The organism is Paraburkholderia fungorum (genome assembly GCF_900099835.1).
Lineage (GTDB): Bacteria > Pseudomonadota > Gammaproteobacteria > Burkholderiales > Burkholderiaceae > Paraburkholderia > Paraburkholderia fungorum_A.
Window position 1 is genome coordinate 944,300 of the sequence record NZ_FNKP01000002.1, and the last position, 20,742, is coordinate 965,041.

16 protein-coding genes are annotated in these 20,742 nt (G+C 63.1%); 10 read left to right on the forward strand and 6 right to left on the reverse strand.

Going from position 1 to position 20,742, the window contains the following annotated elements; genetic code table 11:
* Positions 1-64: 64 nt before the first annotated feature.
* The 3 genes from efeB to BLS41_RS20295 all read right to left on the reverse strand — a co-directional run bounded on the left by efeB (position 65) and on the right by BLS41_RS20295 (position 4,254).
* Complete coding sequence (efeB, locus tag BLS41_RS20285) at positions 65-1,387, reverse strand: iron uptake transporter deferrochelatase/peroxidase subunit (protein WP_074768056.1); 1,323 nt, start codon at positions 1,385-1,387, stop codon at positions 65-67.
* Positions 1,388-1,448: 61 nt separating this feature from the next.
* Positions 1,449-2,618: an NHL repeat-containing protein gene (locus BLS41_RS20290; protein WP_143026325.1), complete on the reverse strand. Its 1,170-nt coding sequence runs from the start codon at positions 2,616-2,618 to the stop codon at positions 1,449-1,451.
* A 112-nt stretch (positions 2,619-2,730) separates the two neighbouring features.
* The gene (locus tag BLS41_RS20295; RefSeq protein WP_074768058.1) at positions 2,731-4,254 is read right to left on the reverse strand and encodes a carbohydrate porin; all 1,524 of its coding nucleotides are present in this window, start codon (positions 4,252-4,254) and stop codon (positions 2,731-2,733) included.
* Positions 4,255-4,769: 515 nt separating this feature from the next.
* Here BLS41_RS20295 and BLS41_RS20300 point away from each other — a divergent pair.
* The 10 genes from BLS41_RS20300 to BLS41_RS20345 all read left to right on the forward strand — a co-directional run bounded on the left by BLS41_RS20300 (position 4,770) and on the right by BLS41_RS20345 (position 15,004).
* Positions 4,770-5,606, forward strand: coding sequence for an arylamine N-acetyltransferase family protein (locus BLS41_RS20300; protein WP_074771071.1), 837 nt, complete (start codon positions 4,770-4,772; stop codon positions 5,604-5,606).
* 24 nt (positions 5,607-5,630) lie between these two features.
* Complete coding sequence (locus BLS41_RS20305; RefSeq protein ID WP_074768060.1) at positions 5,631-6,311, forward strand: methyltransferase family protein; 681 nt, start codon at positions 5,631-5,633, stop codon at positions 6,309-6,311.
* Positions 6,312-6,635: 324 nt separating this feature from the next.
* A complete protein-coding gene (locus tag BLS41_RS20310) occupies positions 6,636-7,460 on the forward strand; it encodes a transporter substrate-binding domain-containing protein (RefSeq protein WP_429253393.1) in 825 nt (274 codons plus the stop codon).
* A 99-nt stretch (positions 7,461-7,559) separates the two neighbouring features.
* Positions 7,560-8,282, forward strand: coding sequence for an ABC transporter permease (locus tag BLS41_RS20315; protein WP_074768064.1), 723 nt, complete (start codon positions 7,560-7,562; stop codon positions 8,280-8,282).
* Positions 8,283-8,318: 36 nt separating this feature from the next.
* On the forward strand, positions 8,319-9,053 hold the full coding sequence (locus BLS41_RS20320; RefSeq protein ID WP_074768066.1) for an ABC transporter permease: 735 nt from the start codon (positions 8,319-8,321) through the stop codon (positions 9,051-9,053).
* A 113-nt stretch (positions 9,054-9,166) separates the two neighbouring features.
* The gene (locus BLS41_RS20325; protein ID WP_074768068.1) at positions 9,167-9,958 is read left to right on the forward strand and encodes an ABC transporter ATP-binding protein; all 792 of its coding nucleotides are present in this window, start codon (positions 9,167-9,169) and stop codon (positions 9,956-9,958) included.
* 25 nt (positions 9,959-9,983) lie between these two features.
* Complete coding sequence (locus BLS41_RS20330) at positions 9,984-11,642, forward strand: HAL/PAL/TAL family ammonia-lyase (RefSeq protein ID WP_074768070.1); 1,659 nt, start codon at positions 9,984-9,986, stop codon at positions 11,640-11,642.
* A 122-nt stretch (positions 11,643-11,764) separates the two neighbouring features.
* Positions 11,765-12,565, forward strand: coding sequence for a histidine utilization repressor (gene hutC, locus BLS41_RS20335; RefSeq protein WP_429253309.1), 801 nt, complete (start codon positions 11,765-11,767; stop codon positions 12,563-12,565).
* Between the two features lie 43 nt (positions 12,566-12,608).
* Positions 12,609-14,021, forward strand: coding sequence for an FAD-binding oxidoreductase (locus tag BLS41_RS20340; RefSeq protein WP_074768072.1), 1,413 nt, complete (start codon positions 12,609-12,611; stop codon positions 14,019-14,021).
* 59 nt (positions 14,022-14,080) lie between these two features.
* Positions 14,081-15,004, forward strand: a complete 924-nt coding sequence (locus tag BLS41_RS20345; protein ID WP_074768074.1) for a LysR family transcriptional regulator — start codon at positions 14,081-14,083, stop codon at positions 15,002-15,004.
* Positions 15,005-15,019: 15 nt separating this feature from the next.
* Here the strand turns inward: BLS41_RS20345 and BLS41_RS20350 are convergent, their stop codons facing one another.
* From BLS41_RS20350 to BLS41_RS20360, 3 genes are all read right to left on the reverse strand, one after another.
* Positions 15,020-15,802: a substrate-binding domain-containing protein gene (locus BLS41_RS20350; RefSeq protein ID WP_074768076.1), complete on the reverse strand. Its 783-nt coding sequence runs from the start codon at positions 15,800-15,802 to the stop codon at positions 15,020-15,022.
* Between the two features lie 49 nt (positions 15,803-15,851).
* Entirely contained in the window at positions 15,852-17,147 is a 1,296-nt protein-coding gene (locus BLS41_RS20355) for an MFS transporter (protein ID WP_074768078.1), read from the reverse strand.
* Between the two features lie 177 nt (positions 17,148-17,324).
* Positions 17,325-20,741 carry an alpha/beta fold hydrolase gene (locus BLS41_RS20360; protein WP_074768080.1) on the reverse strand — a complete coding sequence of 1,139 codons (3,417 nt, stop codon included), beginning with the start codon at positions 20,739-20,741 and terminating at the stop codon, positions 17,325-17,327.
* Position 20,742 lies beyond the last annotated feature (1 nt).

Below are 20,742 nucleotides of genomic sequence, written 5' to 3' on the forward strand. Positions count from 1 at the left end.
CCAGACGTCCGTTGTGATGGTGATTGGTTGTTGGTAAATCTGCGGTGCTTATAGCACGCGCGTATTACGTCTCGAACAGCCCCGCGCCGATATACGAACCCGGCTTCGCCCCCGGCGGCACCGCGAAGATCGCACTGCCGACGTGAGTCGTGAACTGGTTCATCATGTCGAACTTCGCGAGCCGGTTGTTGATCGGAATGAAGCCGGTGCGCGGGTCGCTCTGGTGCGCGATGAAAATCAGCCCCGCGTCGTACTCCGTCTCCTGACGCCATGGCGGCCAGCGCTCGATGTAGAAGTTTGTGCCGTCGTTATACGAATACGAGCGGCGCAGAATCTGCGCACCGTCGTTGCTCGCCTGATTCGACAGACGCACGTGCGAGTTTTCCGGGATTACCGGATTGCCGTCCTTGTCTTCTTCCTTCAGGTCCACGGCGTCGAATTCGCTCTTCTTGCCGATCGGCGCGCCGCTGTACTTGTGACGCCCGAACACCTGTTCCTGGAAGCCGAGTTCCATGTTGTCCCAGTGCTCGAGCGTGATGCGGATACGGCGCACGACGGTGTAGGTGCCGCCTTCCATCCACGGCGCGTCGGCGCTGGCGCCGGCCCACACGAACTCTTTCATCAGGTCCGGTTTCGCGGTGGACGGGTTGTTGGTGCCGTCCTTGAAACCCATCAGATTGCGCGGCGTCTGACCGCGCGGACCCGACAGGAAACCGGACTGGCCCCAGCGCATCGCGGCGGTGCCGTAAGCGAGGCGCGACAACTGCCGGACCGCGTGAAACGCGACCTGCTGATCGTTCGCGCAAGCCTGGATGTAGATATCGCCGCCGGTCTTTTCGGGGATCAGCTGATCGCCGTTAAAACGCGGCAGATCGACGAGCGCGGCAGGGCGGCGCGCGGCGAGGCCGTAGCGGTCCTTGCCGTCTTTCGTGAAGAGGCCGGGGCCGAAACCGAAGGTGATCGTCAGACCGTTCGGGCCGAGGCCCAGCACGTCGCCGGAATCGGGCGCGGGCTTGCTGTCGCCGGCGTCGCCGGTCGGCAATGCCGCGGCCGTGCCCCCTTGCGTCAGGCGAGCGGCTGCATAGGTCCAGCTGCGCAGCAGCGCGATCACGTCGTCGCGTTTATCGGTGGTCAGATCGAGCGCGGCCACGTACGTGTGGCTCTGCTGCGGCGTGACGATGCCCGCCTGATGCGGGCCGAAAAACGGTTCGACGGCGAGTTGCGGATCGGCGGCCTGCGCGTGCGATTTCAGTTGCGCGGCCTGGGCTGCCAGTGCGTCCGGCGACGCGGCGAGTCCCGCGCCGAGACTTGCCCCGGCTGCTACCGCCGCACCGCCCGCCTTCAGAAAACCGCGCCGTGACGGGCGCGGCGGTTGGTCGTTTGCCATGGTTACTTCACCTTCTTTTTCATCTTCACCTTCTGCTTCAACTGACTTCGCAAGATGGGCGCTACTTCGCGAGCACCAGCGTGTTGACGTCGTCCTGCACGTAGTAGAAGCCGTCGCCTTCGGGCGTCATCGCGAGACCGAACAGGTCGCCGTTGCCCGGGGGCGATTGCGCTTTGTCCGTGTCGATCCAGCGCGCGTAGATCTGCTTGCCGGTGGCCGGGTCGATTTCGACGATCTGGCCGTTCAGCGCGTTGGTCACGAGCAGGTGGCCGTTAGGCGCGGTGACCATCGCGAGTGGGCGGTGCAGCAGACCGTCGGCGGTGAGTTGACGGCCTACGCCCGCGCTCGTGTCGCGCGTCATCGGCTCGTCGATTTCGGTGATGCGGTTGCCGATCGCGTCGGACACGAACAGCAGTTTCTGATCGTTCGACAGCGCGAGGCCGGTCGGGCCGACGAGGAACACGCCCTTGTCCGCCTGCGCGCCGAAGCCGCTGCCGACCACCGTTTCGCTCTTCACGACCGGTGGCTTGCCGGCCGGGATGTCGAGATCGAGACGCAGCACGGTCGCCTGCTTGAACACCGGCGGCACGCCGTCCGCGCCACCGACGCCGAAGCCCGCGTTGCTGACGAACAGCGTCGCGCTGGTGCCGTTGTCGACGACCGCCATGTTGCCCCACGGATCGTTGATGTTCGGGCTGCTGATGGTCGATACCACCCTGCCCTGCGAGTCGAGCACGATCAGGCAGCCCGCGCCCTTGGTGCCGGTCGTGCCGTCGTTGCTCGGCGTGCTGCCGACGATCACGTAGCCGGACTTCAGCATCGTCATCGCGGTGGACAGGCCGATGCCGCCCGGACACTCTTTCAGATCGCGCGGCACGGTGGCGAACACGGACATCTGCTTCGTATCGGGACGATAGTTGATGATCGTGCTGCCGGTGCCCTGCAGATTGGTCGAGTTATTGAAGTTGCCGATCAGCACGTCGCCCTGTTTGACGGTGCCGGCCGTGACCGGCGCGACGACCACCGCGTACGGATTCTGGTCGCCGTTATCGGGCACGGTGTTGATCAGCGTGGTGTGGTGCTTGATGGTTTCGAGGAAACCTTGCGGCTCGGCCTGCGCGGTGCCGAACGTCGCGAAAGCGGCGACGCCGGTTGCGAGTGCCAGCAAGTTTCTCACGAAGCCGCGCGCGACGCGGGTGCCGGGCGAAAATTTGCGCGTGGAATGGTTCACGATTGGGTCTCCGTGCATGCGCAAAAATCGGGGAGTGAAGTCATGTCGAAAGCTTTTTGATTTGATTGGGTGACCGCGTTCGAACCGGAATGGGAGTCGGACGCGTATCGCATCAGAAATTGATATTAGTCCGTACGCCGATAACAAAGGTATTTCGCAACGGCTGCGTAGGGTCGTTCGGATTCTGTCCCGCGCCTGCATTAAACGTGTACTGCGCATCGGCCTGCACTTGCCACCACGGATTGATCGCGTACTGATAGGTCGCTTCCAGCACGGTTTCGCTGGTGCGCACACCATACGGACCGCCGCTGAATGCCTGGGCATCCTGATCGAGTCCCTTCACGCGATTACTGACCTTGATGTACGTGAGCGCAATGCCCGCGCTGTCGTCGTCGCGGCCTTTGAACGGCGCCTTCAGCACGAGGCCCAGGTTGGCTGCGTAGCTCACCAGGTTGCGGTCGTTCGGCGCGCCCATCACGCGGGCGAAGACGCCGAGGCTGCGCGGTTCGTCGGGGTCCGGCCGCCAGATCATCTGGTCCGCGACCGCGTAAATACTGTAGTTGCCGCTATGGTTAGCGGCAATCCCGTTCGACGCCGGATTCGCCAGCGACAACCCGAGCGTGTCGTAGCGCTGGTCCGCGAACTGGTTCGTGTTGTACCAGACGCCGAGCTTGTACGTACCCGGCAAACCGCCGCCGCCCATGCCGACCATTTCACCGTCGGAGGGCTGGTTGATCGAGTATTGAAACTCGCCGATCCACAGCGCGCCGTTGTGCAGGTTGAAGTTGGTGCCGCTCATGTTGTTCGGGTTGTTGCCGAGCGGATCGCCGGAGAACACCCCGGCCAGCGCGGTCAACGAAGGCGTGATCTGGCCGCGCACGCGCACGCCGAGACCCGACAGCGGGTAGGCCGGGCCGCCGGACGGCATGTCGTACGACGGCAGCGCGGGCCAGCCGAACATCGTGTTGAGGAACAGCGCCGAGTACGTGCTGGTGATGAATTCCTGGTCGATACTTTGCTGACCGATCTTCACGTCGACGCGTTTGTTCAGGAACGATTGCTGGTACCACAATTCCCATAGACGGGTGGCGTCGTCGGCTTCGATACCGCTTGCCGTATTCAGCGTGCCCAGCTTGTTGGCGCTCAGGTTCGCGCCGTGAATCTGCAGCGCGCTGACGTTGAACAGGCCGCCCGGCAAACCGAACGCTTTTTGCGTGTCCATCTGGACCGTGGCGGTTGTCAGGCCATCGTAATCCGCGCCGCGCGCGAGACCGCCGCGCAGGTTCGCCAGCAATTCGCTCGTTTCAGTGAGCGTGAACGTGACGCCATATTTTCCGAGCCACGGGCGCAGGCCGCCTATGTCGCCGAGCATCTGTTCGCGGTTCCAGAAGCCGGTCCACTGATTCGTCTGCGTAGCCTGAATTTTCAGGTCGGCCTCGGACGAATCGGGGATCGCGTCGGGATTGGCTTCGGCCAGTGCGGCGCCCGCAGTCAGCGAAGCCCATGCAAACGCCGTGCAAAGCGCGACGCGACGAGCGGACGGAATACGCGTGTGACGCGTTGCGCCGTCATGAGACGACGATGCGCGAACTGGATGCGCCTGAGCGGCGGCTCGATTGAGCTGGGCGAACTTCATCGGATTCCTTATTTGTGTTGTATCGACTTACTTGTGCCTCGCCACGCGGCTCGCTGCCAACATCTCCCGAGGCGAGAACAGGGAGTCGTGACAGCAGTTTGACGGGATCGTACTCAGGCAGATTGGGATCGTCAACTCAAATGAGAACGATTCGCATCAATATTACTGACATGTAATCTTTTGTTCAGCTACTGCGGTAAATGAGCATTTGTACGTAATGCCAATCGAATCTCGGCGTAATAAAAAGGAAGGTGTGTGGTCTGATATAAGGCCGCTGTCGTGTGATATCGAATTGGCCGGGTAATCCCCAATAGCCGGTGAATGGATGAATTTGCCGTGGGTATTCCGTGTGCGTAAAACAGGCCGACGCAGCGCGCATCGGGGCGACAGAAAAAGCGGCTATGATCATGTCCCGAAACCGCCAGGCCCGGCCACGCGCATTGCGCTGCACGCACGTGTCCGGGGCTACGCGAGACCTCATTCCCACCATTCCAATACCTGCCGGGATCATGCCGATGTCACACACAGTCAATCTGGAAAACTACTTTGCCCGCATCGGCTACGACGGCCCGCGCGCGGCGACGCTGGAAGTCCTCCAGGCGATTCACGAACTGCACCCCCGCGCGATTCCGTTTGAGAACCTGAATCCGTTCACCGGCCGGCCGGTCCGGCTCGACCTCGAGTCCGTCGAACGGAAGCTCGTGACTGAACGGCGGGGCGGCTATTGCTTCGAGCAGAACGCGCTGTTCGCCAACGTGCTGACGCAACTCGGGTTCAGCGTCACGCCATTGCTCGCCCGCGTGTTGTGGGGCCGTGACGACGCCGCCGTACCGCCGCGCACGCATATGGTTCTGCGGATCGACATCGGCGGCCATGCGTGGATTGCCGATGTCGGCTTCGGCAGCGTGACGTTGACCGCGCCGCTGCGCCTGACGGCAGGCGTCGCGCAGCACACGCCGTTGGGTACCTTCCGTCTCGCCGACGCATCGCACGATGCGCTCAATCTCGAAGTGCAGCTTCGCGACGAAAGCTGGGCGCGGGTGTATCGCTTCGATCTGCATCCGGTCGAATGGATCGATTACGAAACCTCGAACTGGTACACGTCGACGGCGCCGGATTCGATTTTCCTGAGCACGCTGATCGTGTGCCGCGTGATGCCCGAATCGCGTATCGCGTTGTTCAACGATCAACTGAGCGAACGCGCAGCGGACGGCGAGTTGCTCAGCGAGCAGCAGATCGCGAGCGCTGACGAACTCGCTGCGTGTCTGCATGATCGATTCGGTCTGAATTCCGGCGATATCGACATCGCCGGAATTTTCACGCGGGTGAGTGCGCCGGTTCAGCCCGCATAACACCTACCGCCCAACCCATCTTCGATGATCAAGCGCCTCATTCTGCAAACCGCGCTCTGGCTGACCGCCATGGGCGGCTTGCTGTTCGGCGCGGCGGGCACGTTCGCGTGGCCGGCGGCGTGGTGGTATCTGATCGAAGTGGGCGGCTTGAGTCTGTGGCTCGGCTGCTGGCTCGCGCGGCACGATCCCGGCCTGCTCGCCGAACGTCTCGCCCCCATTGTGCAGAGCCAGCAAAGCCGCTGGGACCGCATCTTCATGACCGGTGTCGCGCTCGTTTGGTGCGGCTGGCTGGTGCTGATGGGCCTCGACGCAATGCGCTTTCGCTGGTCCGCGCCGTTGCCGGTCGCGCTGGTCAGCCTCGGTTCGCTGTGCGTGTTCCTGTGCATCTTCTTCTGCCATTTCGTGTTCAAGGCGAACAGCTATGCCGCGCCGGTCGTCAAGATCCAGACGGGGCGCGGGCATAAGGTGATCGACACCGGCCCTTATGCGCTGGTCCGTCATCCGATGTATGGCGCCGGGCTGTTGCTGTTCATCGGCACACCGTTGCTGCTCGGCTCATGGTACGGACTCGCGTTCGTCCCCGTGATGGTGGCCGGGATCGGCTGGCGAGCCGTGCGTGAGGAGCGCGTGCTCGCTGCGCAACTCGACGGTTACGCGGACTACATGAAGCGCGTGCGTTTCCGCTTTGTTCCGTTTATCTGGTAACGCCTCGCCGCTCTGCGCAAGTCGTCTTCCCACCGCATCTTCAGTCAACCTGTCTAGACAAAGTAACTCGTACGCAACGGGCGTCGAGTTGCTTTCACACGGCCTTCATTCACCGGTAGTTCCTCGTCGAGCCATACACAAAGCCACTCATAGGGACTTACCCGATGAATGCGGCAAGTTCCGGTCAACCCCCTTGCGATGCGTTTTTGAATCGTGCAAGCTTGTCTATACAAGACGTGCGGCGATCAAAAATTCAATTCGATGGTTCCTCAATCAAGGGAGTTTGACGTGACAGTGAAGCGCAGAACGGCAGCAACGGCAGTGATGAGCGTCCTGCTCGGCTTCGCGGCGAGTGTCGCGGCACCGGCCCAGGCGAAGGACTGGAAAACCGTGACGATCGCCCTCGAAGGCGGCTACGCGCCGTGGAATCTGACGTTGCCGGGCGGCAAGCTCGGCGGCTTCGAGCCCGAACTGGTCGCCAATCTTTGCGAGCGCGCGAAGCTGCAGTGCAACCTCGTGTCGCAAGACTTCGACGGCATGATCCCCGGCCTGCAGATGGGCAAGTTCGACGTGCTGATGGACGCCATTTCCATCACACCGGAGCGTGAAAAGATCATCGCGTTCTCGCGGCCTTACGCGTCCACGCCGGCCACGTTCGCGGTAACCGACACGAAGGTGCTGCCGAAGGCTGTGCCTACCGCAGCCGCCATCAGGCTGACCGGTGATCCGAAGACCGACCAGCCCACCGTCGACGCACTGCGCAAGCAGCTGAAGGGCAAGACGATCGGCCTGCAGGCGGGCACCGTCTACACCAAATTCATCACCGACAGCTTCAAGGACGTCGCCACGATTCGCGTCTACAAGACGTCGTCCGAGCGCGATCTCGACCTGGCCAACGGCCGCATCGACGCCTCGTTCGACGACGTGACCTACTTCGCGGCCACGCTCAACAACAAGGACAACGCGTCGGTCGCCGTCGCGGGTCCGAAGCTCGGCGGCCCGATCTGGGGACCGGGCGAAGGTCTCGCTTTCCGCAAACAGGACGCGGATCTGAAAGCGAAGTTCGACACCGCGATTACTGCCGCGCTCGCCGACGGCACGGTCAAGAAGCTCTCCGACAAGTGGTTCAAGCTCGACGTCACGCCCTGATTCGCCCCGCGTGAAAAGCAGGCGGTACGCGCGTGACGGCCGGTTGGGTCCGGCACGCGCCGGCTGGTGGGTCCAGTCGTCAAGAAAGAAGGAGAGGCAATGGCTCTGATTGAAATGTTCGGCTTCGGGCCGCAGGCGTGGGGCGGCATTCTGCTGCTCGCCGCGTTGATGACGGTCGCGCTGACGCTCGCGGCGCTCGCGGTCGGCGCCGTGTTCGGCGCACTGGTGGCAACGGCCAAGCTGTCGCGCTTTCGCACGCTGCGCGTGATCGGCGACTTCTACACCACGGTGTTTCGCGGCGTGCCCGAACTGCTCGTCATCTACCTGTTCTATTTCGGCGGATCGGCGCTCGTGACGACGGTCGGCCAATGGTTCGGCGCGGATGGGTTCGTCGGCGTGCCGCCGTTTGTGATCGGTGCGCTCGCGGTCGGCATGATTTCCGGCGCGTATCAGGCCGAGGTGTATCGGGCGGCAGTGCAGGCGGTGTCGCGCGGCGAACTCGAAGCGGCCCGCTCGATCGGCATGCCGGTGCTGACCATGGCGCGCCGCATTCTGATTCCGCAGGTGCTGCGTTTTGCGTTGCCGGGCATCGGCAATGTCTGGCAGTTGAGCCTGAAAGACTCGGCGCTGATCTCGGTCACCGGTCTCGCCGAATTGCTGCGCGCGAGTCAGATCGCGGCGGGTTCCACGCATCAGTACTTCACGTTTTTCGTGGCGGGCGGCGCGCTGTATCTGCTGATGACCAGCATCTCGAATCGCGTCTTCAATCACGCCGAGGCGCGCGTGGGCCGGTCCTTCAAGCGCAACTTCGCGCGCAACTGACAGCAACTGATCGCTACCGAAAAACGGACACGCATCATGCATATCGACATCGACTTTCTGCTCGACACGCTGAAGCAACTGCTCGCGGCCGTGCCGACCACGCTCGGACTGTTCTTCAGTTCGCTGGTACTCGGCGGTCTGCTCTCGCTCGTGATCGTCACGATGCGGGTCTCGCCGTGCTGGCTGCCGAACCGTTTCGCGCGCGCTTATATCCTCGTGTTTCGCGGCTCGCCGCTGCTGATCCAGATGTTCCTCGTGTATTACGGCATGGGTCAGTTCGGCGTGATTCGCGAGAGCTTTCTGTGGCCGGTATTGCGCGAGCCGTACATGTGCGCGGTTTTATCGCTTGCGTTGTGCACGGCGGGATATACCGCCGAAATCATTCGCGGCGGTTTGATGGCCGTGCCGGTCGGACAGATCGAGGCCGGTTATTCGATCGGGCTGTCGGGTTTCGCGCTGCTGCGTCGTGTGATCGGTCCGATCGCGTTGCGTCAATGCCTGCCCGCGTATTCGACGGAAGCCGTGCTGCTGGTCAAATCGACCGCGCTTGCGAGTCTCGTCACCGTGTGGGAAGTGACCGGGGTCGCGCAGCAGATCATCCAGCAAACCTATCGCACGACCGAAGTGTTCACCTGCGCCGCGCTGATCTATCTTGCGCTGAACTTCGTGATCGTGCGCGCGCTGGGGTTGCTGGAAAGGCGTCTGTCGCGTCATCTGCGGGCTGCGCCGGCGCGGCCCGAGCCGGTGCGCGTGGTGTCCGCGACGACCTGAGCGTGACTGCCTGTTTGCGCCGCGTACCTGTGCCGCAACTCCCTAACGATTAACTGGATTGATGCGCCGAGTCTCGCGTGGCCGGCCATCCGCATGAACCTGGAGAATTTCCCATGAACGCTACGGCGCCCGTTGCACTGTCGGTCAGGAACATACACAAATCGTTCGGCGAGCATCACGTGCTGAAAGGCATTTCGCTCGACGCGCATCAGGGCGACGTGATCTCGATTCTCGGCGCGAGCGGCTCGGGCAAGAGCACGTTTCTGCGCTGTCTGAATCTGCTGGAAACGCCCGATGACGGTTCGGTCGCGCTTGCCGGCGAAGAGCTGAAAATGAAGCGCCGCAGCGACGGCAAGCTGCAACCGAGCGACCGCCGTCAGGTGGATCGGGTGCGCTCGCAACTCGGCATGGTGTTCCAGAACTTCAATCTCTGGTCGCATATGACGGTGCTCGAAAACCTGATCGAAGGGCCGATGCGCGTGTTGAAGCGAAGCCGCGCGGAGTCGATCGAGGAAGCCGAGGCGTTGCTCGCCAAAGTCGGTCTCGCGGACAAACGCGGCCACTATCCGGCGCATCTGTCCGGCGGTCAGCAACAACGGGTGGCGATTGCACGCGCGTTGGCGATGCATCCGAAAGTGATGCTGTTCGACGAACCCACGTCGGCGCTCGATCCTGAACTGGTCGGCGAAGTGCTGCGCGTGATGCGCTCGCTCGCCGAAGAGGGCCGCACGATGCTGGTCGTCACGCACGAAATGGGTTTTGCGCGGCACGTATCGAATCGCGTGATGTTTTTGCATCAAGGCCAGGTGGAGGCCGACGGCACGCCCGACGAAGTATTCGTCGATTGCAAGTCGGAACGTTTCCGGCAATTCGTATCGAGCCATCAGGACCGTACGACACACTGAATCCGCTAACCAATAAAACATCGATATGGCCGTGATCCGTTCCGAACTTCCGCTCGACTGGACCGAGGTGGCCGCCGTGGCGGCAGGAGAACCGCTCGAACTGTCCGCCGACGCCCGCGCGCGTATCGCGGCGGCGCGCGTGCTGGTCGAGCAGATCGTCGAGCGCGGGATTCGCGCGTATGGCGTGAACACCGGCGTCGGCGCGTTGTGCGACGTGATCGTGTCGCCCGCGGAACAGCGCACGCTGTCGCGCAATATCCTGATGAGCCACGCGGTGGGCGTCGGTGCGCCGCTCGGTGCCGCCGAGACCCGCGCGATCATGGCCGCCGCCGTGAACAATTTCGCGCACGGCCATTCCGGTATCCGGCTCGACGTCGTGCAGCAACTGGTCGCGCTGCTGAACGCCGATTGCGTGCCCGAAGTGCCCGCATTCGGCTCGGTCGGCTATCTGAGCCATATGGCGCATATCGCGCTGGTCTGTATCGGCGAAGGGCACGCGTGCTATCGCGGCGAACGGCTCAGCGGACGCGACGCGTTGCGGCGGCTCGGCCGCGAACCGCTCGTGCTCGAAGCGAAAGAGGGCTTGAGCCTGATCAACGGCACGCCTTGCGTGACGGGGCTGGCCGCGCTCGCGCTGGCACGTGCCGAACGTCTGCTCGACTGGACCGACATGGTCGCCGCGATGAGCTTCGAGAATCTGCATGGCCAGATGGCGGCGTTCGACGAAGAATCGCTGGCGTTACGGGTGTCGGCGGGGCTGAACCGGGTCGGCGAACGGATGCGCGCGAGCCTAGCGGGCAGCGGCATTCTCGCGGCGGTGGTCGGGCAGCGCACGCAGGACCCGCTGAGCATGCGGACCATCCCGCATGTGCACGGCGCCGCGCGTGACGTGCTCGACGCGACCGCCGACGTGGTCAACCGCGAACTGGCGTCGATTACCGACAACCCGGTTGTCGCCGGTACGCCGGACGCGCCGCGCGTCTACTCGCAGGCACATGCGGTGGGTGCATCGATCGCGCTCGCGATGGACAGCCTCGGCACCGCGATTGCGCAGGTCGCCGCGATGGCCGAGCGGCGGCTCGACCGTCTCGTCAATCCGCTGGTCAGCGGCCTGCCGGCGTTTCTCGCGGAGCCGGGCGGCACCAACTCCGGCTTCATGATCGCGCAGTACACGGCGGCCTCGCTGGTCGCGCAGAACCGGCGGCTCGCGATGCCGGCGAGCCTCGACGGCGGCATCACGTCGGGCCTGCAGGAAGATCATCTGTGTCACGCGACGCCCGCCGCGCTGAAAGCGCTGGAAATCGTCGACAACGCCGCACGCATCGTCGCGATCGAATTGCTGGCGGCGGCGCAGGCGTACGACCTGCAAAGCGGCGCCGCGCCGCGCGCGCCGCATACCGAAACCCTATGGCAACGCGTGCGGCGCGCGCTGCCGGTGTATCGCGACGACCGGCCTCTCGCCGACGACATGCGGGTCGCGTTTCGCCTGATCACCGACGAAGCGCCGCCACCGTTGCCGAACCTGGGTAACATTGGGCCTCGGCCCGCGGCGCCGGTGAACGGCGCGCGGCGGGTTGTGCTGGCGAGCGTCACGCATCTGGCGGGCGCCGGCCATTTCGATCCGGCCGTGAATACCGTGAACGTCGCGGTCAACGACGGGCAGGCCGCCGCTCACCTGGCGTGATGAAGCAGGACCGGTGAGCGGGCTTATCCGCTGGCTGACCGGCTAACCGGCTACGAGGCTCACCAGCCTGGCGGCCACGGGCGGACTACCGTGTCCGCTTGCGTACCATCCACGAGGTTGGAGTGAATACAACTACAAACGCCCGAACCATCGAAGCTGCTGCGTCAACGGACGCCGCGTTGCAGACCGCGCACGCGCCGAGCCACGCCGATCGTCCGCGTGAAGGCCCGGCGAAAGCGATGCCCGCATACGAGCAGATCAAGCGCTATGTGATCAAACGCATCAGCGACGGCGACTGGAAACCGGGTGGTCTGATTCCGTCCGAGATGGAACTGGTCAAGGAATTCGGCGTGGCGCGCATGACGGTGTCGCGCGCGCTGCGCGAACTGACCGCCGAGCGCGTCGTGACGCGCGTGCAAGGCTCCGGCACTTTCGTCGCGCCGCAGCGTTACGAATCGACCGTACTCGAAATCCGCAATATCGCCGACGAAATCGCCGCGCGCGGTCATCGTCATTCGGCGCGCGTGCTGAAGCTCGAACCAGGCGACGACCCGCAAGCGCTCAGTTCGCTCGCGCTCGCAAGCGGCCCGGTGTTCCACTCGTGCATCGTCCACTTCGAGGAAGGCGAGCCTATCCAGTACGAGGATCGCTACGTCAATCCGAAGGTGTTCCCCGACTATCTGCAGCAGGACTTCACCGTCGAAACGCCGAATCACTACATGGTGCGGCTCGCGCCGATCCAGCGCGCCGAGTTTCGCATCTACGCGCAAAAGCCCGACGCGTATGTGCGCCGGCATCTGATGATGGAAATCGGTGAGCCGTGTTTGCAGCTCTGGCGGCGCACGTGGGTGGGCGACGAGGTGGCGACGTCGGTGCAGTTGTGGCATCCGGCTTCGCGGTTCCATCTCGCGGGGAATGTTTGACGCGCTGTCAGCGCCTGACTGGAACAGTAGAAGGAACGACGGAATGACGGACCACAGCACGGTAAGCGATATCGCGCCGCTAGCCTCGACTCTCGATGCACTGCGCGCCGCGCTCGGCGACGACTCGGTGCGCACCGGCGACCAGATCGGCGATCGCGCAATGACCGACTGGACGCGCCACGATCCGACGCGTCCCGCTGCGCTGCTGCTGCCGCGCACGACTGGTGAGGTCGCGCGGGCGCTGGCGATCTGTCACGCGGCGCGTCAACCGGTTGTGCCGCAGGGCGGCATGACCGGCCTCGCAGGCGGCGCGATTGCGCGTGCGTCGGACATCGCGTTGTCGCTGGAGCGGTTGAGCGGCGTCGAGGAGATCGATACCGCGTCGGCCACGCTCACCGTGCGCGCGGGCACCACGTTGCAGGCCGCGCAGGAAGCCGCCGCCGAAGCGGGCTTCGAACTCGCGCTCGATCTCGGCGCGCGCGGGTCGTGCCAGATCGGCGGCAATCTGGCGACCAACGCGGGCGGCAATCGCGTGATCCAGTCGGGCACCGCGCGCGACCAGGTGCTCGGGCTCGAAGTCGTGCTCGCGAACGGCGACGTGCTGACCTCGCTCGGCAAGATGGTCAAGAACAATACGGGCTACGACCTGAAGCACTGGTTCATCGGTTCCGAAGGGACGCTCGGCGTGATCACGCGTGCGGTGTTGCGTCTGCATCCGCAGAGAGCGTCGCGTCATACCGCGCTCGTCGCGCTCGATCACTACGACACCGCGGTGAATCTGCTGCGCCGGTTGTCGACACGTTTCGGCAACGACATCGGCGCGTTTGAGATCATGTGGCCGGATTTCTTCGACATCGGCGTGAAGCTGACCGGCACGCGTTCGCCGTTCGGGCAGTCCCATCCGCTGTATGCGCTGATCGAACACGCAAGCTTCGATTCAACCGACGACGGCGAGCGTTTCTCCGCCGTGCTGACCGACGCGCTCGACGCGGGCGCGATCCGCGACGCGGTGATCGCGCAATCGGTCGCCGATGTGCGCGGGTTGTGGGCGATTCGCGAATGCACCGCTGAATTCCCGGTGCGGCTCGACGCGATCAATTTCGACGTGAGCTTGCCGATCGGCGAGATCGGCGCTTTCGTCGACCGTTGCCGTGCGGCGCTCGATCAACGCTGGCCGGGCAACGCGTCGTATTTCTTCGGGCATATCGGCGATTCGAATCTGCACGTCACGGTCGATGGAAATTCGATCCGCGATGTCGATCATCATGCGGTTTATGCGTTCGTCTACGAGATGCTGGGGCCGTTGCGCGGTTCGGTATCGGCGGAACACGGCATTGGTTTGCTCAAGCGCGAGTTCCTGCCGATCTCGCGCTCGCCGGCGGAATTGGCGGCGATGGCCGCGATCAAACATGCGCTGGACCCGCACGGCATTCTGAATCCGGGCAAGCTGTTCTGAGCCTGGCATCCTGCCGATATGATGCAAAATAGCCGCATCTCATCGCGCAGAGGCAACCAGTGGGCGTCAATTTCGACCTGAACGATTTGCAGGCGTTTCGCGCCGTCGTCGAACTGGGCAGTTTTCGCAAAGCCGCCGACGCGGTCAATATCTCGCAACCGGCGTTAAGCCGTCGCATCGACAAGCTCGAAGCCGCGCTCGGCGTGCGGCTCTTCGAACGCACCACACGCAGCGTGACGCTCACTACGGTGGGCCGCGTGTTCGCACCCAGCGCCGAACAGTTGCTCGACGATCTCGATGTCGCGTTGCTCGGTATTCGCGATGTCGCATCGAGCCGGCTCGGTCACGTGACGATCGCGTGTGTCCCTTCGGTTGCCTATTATTTTTTGCCTGGTGTGATCGCGAGCTTTCACGAAAGCTATCCGCGTATCCGCGTGAAATTGCTCGACGGTAGCGCGAACGAAGTGCTGGGCGCGGTGATCAGCGGAGAGGCCGATTTCGGCGTGAGCTTCATGGGCAGCCAGGAATCGGAAGTCGAGTTCAAGCTGCTGTTGCAGGAGAAGTTCGTGGCCGCGTGCCGCCGCGATCATCCGCTGGCGAAAAAGAAGCGCGTGTCGTGGCGCGAGATGTACGAATACGACTATGTGTCCGTCGACAAAACGTCGGGCAACCGTCTGCTGCTCGATCAGGCGCTGGCCGAAGTGACGCCGAAAGCACCGAGCGTGTGCGAGACGCGGCATGTTACGACGATGCTCGGGCTGGTCGAAGCGGGCCTGGGTGTCGCCGCGGTGCCGTCGATGGCGATGCCGATGCGCGATCATCCGATCCTTACCAGCGTACCGCTGGTCGAACCAGTCGTGACGCGGCGCGTCGGCATCGTGAAACGGCGAGGGCGGCCGCTTGCACCGGCCGCGCAGCAGTTTCATCAAACGATTCTCGAAGCGCGGCGCGGTGCGTCTACGAAGAAAAAAGCGGCCGTGTGAAACGACACGCCGTTTTCAATGCGTCGCGACGGAGTCCATGCCGGTTGCCCTCACGGTAGCTTGCGCATCCGGCGACGCGAGATAGTCGAGCAGCGCCTTCGCCTCCTGCGGATGCTTCGAGCCAACCGGAATACCCGCTGCGTAGCGCGTGACCGATTGCAGCGACTCCGGAATCTTGCCGACGAAGGTCGCGCCCTTCACAGGCAGCAACTCGCTGACCTGCTGGAATCCGACTTCGTAGTCGCCATTGGCCACGACCGACGCGACCGGAATGCGCGGCACCATCTTCGCTTTATCTTTCAACTGGTCTTCGATACCGAGTCGCTTGAACAACTCGCGCTGAATATAAACGCCGCTGGCGCTGTCGGAATAGGCAACGGATTTCGCGTGAAGCAAGGTCGTTTTCAGTGCATCGACCGAGCCGATGTCCGGCTTCGGCGCACCATCGCGTACGACCATGCCGATGCGCGAATCCGCGAGTTCGACGCGCGAGCCGGGGATCACCTTGCCTTGCTTGATCAGATCGTCGAGTGCGTAGCCGACCATGATGACCACGTCTGCCGGTTCGCCGCGTTCGAGGCGATTCGGAATCGCTTCCGGCGATTGACCCATCGACGGTCCGAGGATCGTGTCGAGCGTATTGCCCGACGATGCCGCGAACTTCGGGCCGAGCGTTTTGTACGCGGCGGTGAAGCCCCCCGAACTCATCACGTGAAGCTCGGCGGCCTGTACGCTCGCGGCGGCAAAAGTGGTACTCAACAGCCCGGCGCTCAACATGGACAGAAAGAATTTTTTCATTGGAATCGGTAGGGCAGTCTGTTTCTGAAGTGGATAAAAGCGCGTCGACTCAGGCCGCGGGGCGCATGGTCAGCGGACCTCGACGGTACAGTGCAAAAGTCGCGATTAGCGCGCAGGCGGCGGCGAAACTCATCCAGTAGCCGGGCGCGGCCTTATCGCCGGTGACGTGGATCAGCACCGTCGAGATGGCCGGAGTGAAGCCGCCAAACACGGCTGTCGCCAGACTGTAAGCCAACGAGAATCCGGCGACGCGCACTTCGACCGGCATCACTTCGGTCAGCGCCGCGACCATCGCGCCGTTATACAAACCATACATGAACGACAGCCACAGCAGAACCAGCAACATGTTGACGAAGCTCGGCGCATGCGCGAGCAGCGACAGCGCGGGATAAGCGGTGGCGATGGCGAGCATCGCCATTGAGACCAGCACCGGGCGGCGGCCGATTTTGTCGGACAGTGCACCGCCGACAGGCAGCCAGATAAAGTTCGACACGCCGACGCACAGCGTGACCAGCAGACTGTCCGCCGTGCTCAGATGCAGCACGGTCTTGCCGAAGGTCGGCGCGTACACGGTGATCAGATAGAAACTGGTGGTGGTCATCGAGACCAGCATCACGCCCGCGACCACGACGGTCCAGTTGCGCACGAGCGTCTGAAAGACTTCTTTCATCGACGGACGATGACGGCGCTGCGTGAACTCCTCGGTTTCTTCGAGGTTGCGCCGCAGCAGAAACACGAACGGCACGATCATGCAGCCGACGAAGAACGGCACGCGCCATCCCCATGCGGCGATCGTGCTCGCGTCCATCCAGCGGTTCAGCGCGAAGCCGAGACCCGCCGCGATGACGATCGCCACCTGCTGACTTGCCGACTGCCAACTGGTGAAGAAGCCCTTGCGTCCGGCTGGCGCCATCTCCGCGAGATAGACCGACACGCCGCCCAGTTCCGCACCGGCCGAGAAGCCTTGCAGCAAGCGGCCGAGCAGCACGAGGGCCGGCGCCAGCATGCCGATGCTCGCATAGCCGGGGACGAACGCGATCAGGATCGTGCCGCTCGCCATGATCGTCAGCGTGACGATGAGGCCTTTGCGGCGGCCCACGTCGTCGATATAGGCGCCGAGAATGACCGCGCCGAGCGGACGCATCAGGAAGCCCGCGCCAAAGGCCGCGAAGGTCATCATCAGCGACGCAAAGTCGCTGGCTGCGGGGAAAAAGACCGAGGCGATCTGCGTCGCGTAGAAGCCGAACAGGAAGAAGTCGAACTGTTCGAGGAAGTTGCCGGCCGTGACGCGAAGTACGGCAGCGCTTTTCGAAGCGCCTGAAGATGCGGCGGCGGACGGGGGCATCAGTTTGTCTCCAGCAGATCATGCGCCCACGCTGAACGGCGGACGCTTGTGTGCTGGAATAGTGGCGCGAATGCAGTAGAACGATAAGTGCAAACTTCGCAACGATTGATGTTCTCCGGTTATCAATCGGTTGCTTGTCGGAGAAGCGGGCGCGCTGCATTGCACGCCCGCTTCACGTCAATGCGCGTCGAGATACTGCCGGATCAGCGGATAGACATCGACGGACGCGTTCTTGCCGAACATGCAGTCGAGGTGTCCATAACCCGGAATCAGGTGGCGTTCATAAGGCTGTTCGGGGAACTGTTTCATCAGCATGTTGAACGTCAATTCGGTGCTGATTGGCAGATACGTTTCGTTTCTTTCGCCGTGAATGAAGCCGATCGGCATGCGCATACCTTCGAGTCCTTTCATGCCGCCGGTGCCGCTCAGGTAGACATCGTCGCCTTCTGCATCGACTACTTTGCCCGCGCGCACCATCGTCGCGAGATGCTGGAAGACCTCGACGTCGTGTATGCCGAGCAATTCCTGCAGATTCGAATGAAGCGTCTGGTTCAGTTTTTCGTGTTCGTAGAGCAGCCCGTACAGAAACGTCGCGCGATGACAGATCGGATTGCCGCAGCCTTCATCGTGGTCGAGCGGATAGAGCCTGAGTGCTTCGTCGAGCAGATTGGCGGGCCACGAATCGTCCTGCGTGTACGCGGTGAGATCGTTCACGCCGAGATGTTTCATGATGCCGGGAATATGCAGGCCCGCCTTGATTCGCTGCAGCGTGCCCGGCACCAGGTTGGTCGATACCTGCGAAATGACCGCCGAGCGCACGCCTTCGAGACCATACAGCAGCGACATGCTCAACGCGACGCCGCCCATGCAATGGCCCAATGCCTGAATGTCGGCCGCGCCGGTCACCTCGCGAATTCTGGCGACCGCAGCGGGGATGTCCTCGCGCGCCACCTTGTCGACGTTGGTCGGCACCAGCACGCTAGGCATTTCGATGCTGACGCGTAGATCGACCAGCCACACGTCGTAGTCGGCTGCGCAAAGATATTCGACGAGGTTGGTCGCGATCAGATCGGTCGAATACATTCGGCTCGATACGCCGGAGCCATGAATCAGCAGCACGGGGCGAGCGTTTTTTTTTGCAGGATCGACATAGCGTGTGAGGCGCAACTTCGTGCCGTCCGGTGTATCGAAGAAGAACATTTGCGGCGCGGGCGCGCGTAACGCGCGCTTCAGACGCGGCGGCGCGTCAGGGTCGAAAAACTCCAGCGGCGCGGCCACGCCGCCATATTCGGCGAACAATACGCCTGCAAAAAACCTGCCGAATTTCAGCGTCCATTCGAGGCGGGTTTTCAGATCGGGCGCGTTGGTCACTTCGAGCGTGCGTTGCTGCTTGAGAAAGTTTTCCGGCGTGATGATAAGCGTTGCTTTACCGATAACCGGTGCATCCTGTTGCGCCGAATCGCGGATCTCGGCGTAGAGCGTATTGGTCTGCTCCCACAAATTAATCGGCGAACTGCGCGTGATAATTTTCTGGCCGGTCAGATACCACGCTTTTCCCTCGGCGGAATTCAGCGTCATCCGGTAATTCATGTTGCGCTCGCCCACATCCGACTCGTTGACCACGAACAGATTGAACGTGCCGTCGACGATCGTCATCGGTTGAGCGGAAAGTGCGGGACAGGTCAGCGTTCCCGCCGTGTGCGCCAGATGTTGCGGGTTCCTTAGCATATCGTCGAGATCGTCGGATTCGACCGTCAACGTGAATTCCATCGGACTGGTGGCGGCTTGCCCCGCGACCGCCGGCGTGTAGGTGCCGACCATCGTCTCCGTGAAGCGCAAGCCGATTTTTTGCGGAGGCGGCGGCGCGATAGTGCCCTTCGCGGTGTAATCGATCGACCAGCCGTGCGACGCGGCGAGCAGTGCGCAATTGCGTTCGGCCAGCGCGGAAATCGTCAGCAGCGGGTTGACGCCGAGCGACATCGGCATCACCGCGCCGTCCATTACGTACAGGCCGTCGTGTACGGTGGTGCCAGCCGCGCCGTTATACACGCGGCCCATGTGATCGACGACGCCGTGTTCCGCATCCTCGCCCATGCCGCAGCCGCCGAGCGGATGCACGGTGACGGTGCGATTGCCGACGATATCGGTCGAGATAGGGTTGCGCAGGTATTTGCCGCCCAGCGGTACGGTGGCCCGCTTGAGCACGTCCTCAATGGTTTGGAAAACCGGCTGCTTGCCCGCGTTTTTCCACGCGATACGCGCGCGGCCTTTGTCGTCGACGCTGATCTGGCCGCTTTCGTCGTCGTGCGCCATCACCAGATAGCTTTGCGTGTGGTTGAGCGCGCCGTGATACGGGCCGCGCAGAAAGCTCTCTGCCACGCGCGCGTTGTAGTTGAGCCGTTCGCGGATCGAGCGCCGCTCGCCCGCGTCGACATCCACGCCTTCGAGTGGCGCGGCATTGCCCAGCAGCCCGACCAGCGCTACGCCGACCGCCCCCGCAAGCGAGCCTTCTTCGATCACGTAGCCGTCTTTCACGTTGGCGGTATTGCGGTTGTCGATCAGGCCGGTGATGGTCGGCCCGACAGTCGGAATGTCGCCCTCGACATGCGATCCCCAGCCGACGCCGTTGATCACGTCGTTGGTGTTGTACGCGAAAGCGAGCACGTCGCCGTTGCCTGTGAAATGCCGGCCGAGCATGTCCGACGTGGTCAATCCTTCGTTACGCGAGCGCAACAGCAACGCGCTCGAACCAATCGTCCCCGCCGACACGATGACAATATCGGCGCTGACGAACAGGTCAGGTGCGTCGTAGCTTTCGCGACCGAGTTGCACCAGCTGGAAATTCACTTTCCACTGCGACGTGCCGGGCTCGCGCGTCACCGAATGTACGGCGGCGCCGGTGAAAATCTCCGCACCGTGCGCGACGGCGTCGGGCAGGTAGTTCATGTGCGTCGAGTTTTTCGCGTCGTAGTTGCAACCCGAGTTGCAATCGCCGCAACCGACGCACGCCTTCTGCGCGACACCCGCCGCGTTGGTGCGATCTTCGAACGTGACGGTGATCGGCGGACGGCTGAAGCGGTCCGCCATGCCTAATCCTTGCGCCGATTTTTCGAGCGCCTGCAACTTCGGCAGCGGCGGAAAATCGTCGGGTACGGGCGACGGCTGGAGCATCGCGCGAGCTAGCGCATAGCCGTGGTCGCGACCGTCCTTATCGCTGCGCAGCGCGGCCGGCCAGCGCGGGTCGTCCCACAGACGCGGATCGGCTTCGAGCGCGACGTTCGCGTTGATCAGCGACGTGCCGCCCAGCCCGCAGCCGACCACCGCATTCACATCCTCGTTCACGTGCACTTCGAGCAACGCCAGCGGCGAGCCGATTTGCGCCAGTGCCGTGTTGTACTGAATGTTTTCCGTGCCCTGAAACGGCGTACGCGGATATTCTCCCGCCATGAATTCGCGTCCGCGCTCCAGCACGCAGACGCTGCGGCCCGCGCGCGCCATCCGGCTCGCGGCAATTGCGCCGCCGTAACCGGAGCCGACCACGACCACGTCGTAATGCCGTTTCAGTTCCGTCGGGACGCTCGATAAACGCTTCATC

Excerpts from the sequence above, each read along its gene's own strand:
- BLS41_RS20295 (WP_074768058.1), bottom strand. The coding sequence starts at position 4,254 with ATGAAGTTCGCCCAGCTCAATCGAGCCGCCGCTCAGGCGCATCCAGTT.
- BLS41_RS20340 (WP_074768072.1), top strand. The coding sequence starts at position 12,609 with ATGACGGACCACAGCACGGTAAGCGATATCGCGCCGCTAGCCTCGACT.
- efeB (WP_074768056.1), bottom strand. The coding sequence starts at position 1,387 with ATGGCAAACGACCAACCGCCGCGCCCGTCACGGCGCGGTTTTCTGAAG.
- BLS41_RS20350 (WP_074768076.1), bottom strand. The coding sequence starts at position 15,802 with ATGAAAAAATTCTTTCTGTCCATGTTGAGCGCCGGGCTGTTGAGTACC.
- BLS41_RS20315 (WP_074768064.1), top strand. The coding sequence starts at position 7,560 with ATGGCTCTGATTGAAATGTTCGGCTTCGGGCCGCAGGCGTGGGGCGGC.
- BLS41_RS20320 (WP_074768066.1), top strand. The coding sequence starts at position 8,319 with ATGCATATCGACATCGACTTTCTGCTCGACACGCTGAAGCAACTGCTC.
- BLS41_RS20305 (WP_074768060.1), top strand. The coding sequence starts at position 5,631 with ATGATCAAGCGCCTCATTCTGCAAACCGCGCTCTGGCTGACCGCCATG.
- BLS41_RS20330 (WP_074768070.1), top strand. The coding sequence starts at position 9,984 with ATGGCCGTGATCCGTTCCGAACTTCCGCTCGACTGGACCGAGGTGGCC.
- BLS41_RS20325 (WP_074768068.1), top strand. The coding sequence starts at position 9,167 with ATGAACGCTACGGCGCCCGTTGCACTGTCGGTCAGGAACATACACAAA.
- BLS41_RS20310 (WP_429253393.1), top strand. The coding sequence starts at position 6,636 with ATGAGCGTCCTGCTCGGCTTCGCGGCGAGTGTCGCGGCACCGGCCCAG.
- BLS41_RS20360 (WP_074768080.1), bottom strand. The coding sequence starts at position 20,741 with ATGAAGCGTTTATCGAGCGTCCCGACGGAACTGAAACGGCATTACGAC.
- BLS41_RS20300 (WP_074771071.1), top strand. The coding sequence starts at position 4,770 with ATGTCACACACAGTCAATCTGGAAAACTACTTTGCCCGCATCGGCTAC.
- BLS41_RS20355 (WP_074768078.1), bottom strand. The coding sequence starts at position 17,147 with ATGCCCCCGTCCGCCGCCGCATCTTCAGGCGCTTCGAAAAGCGCTGCC.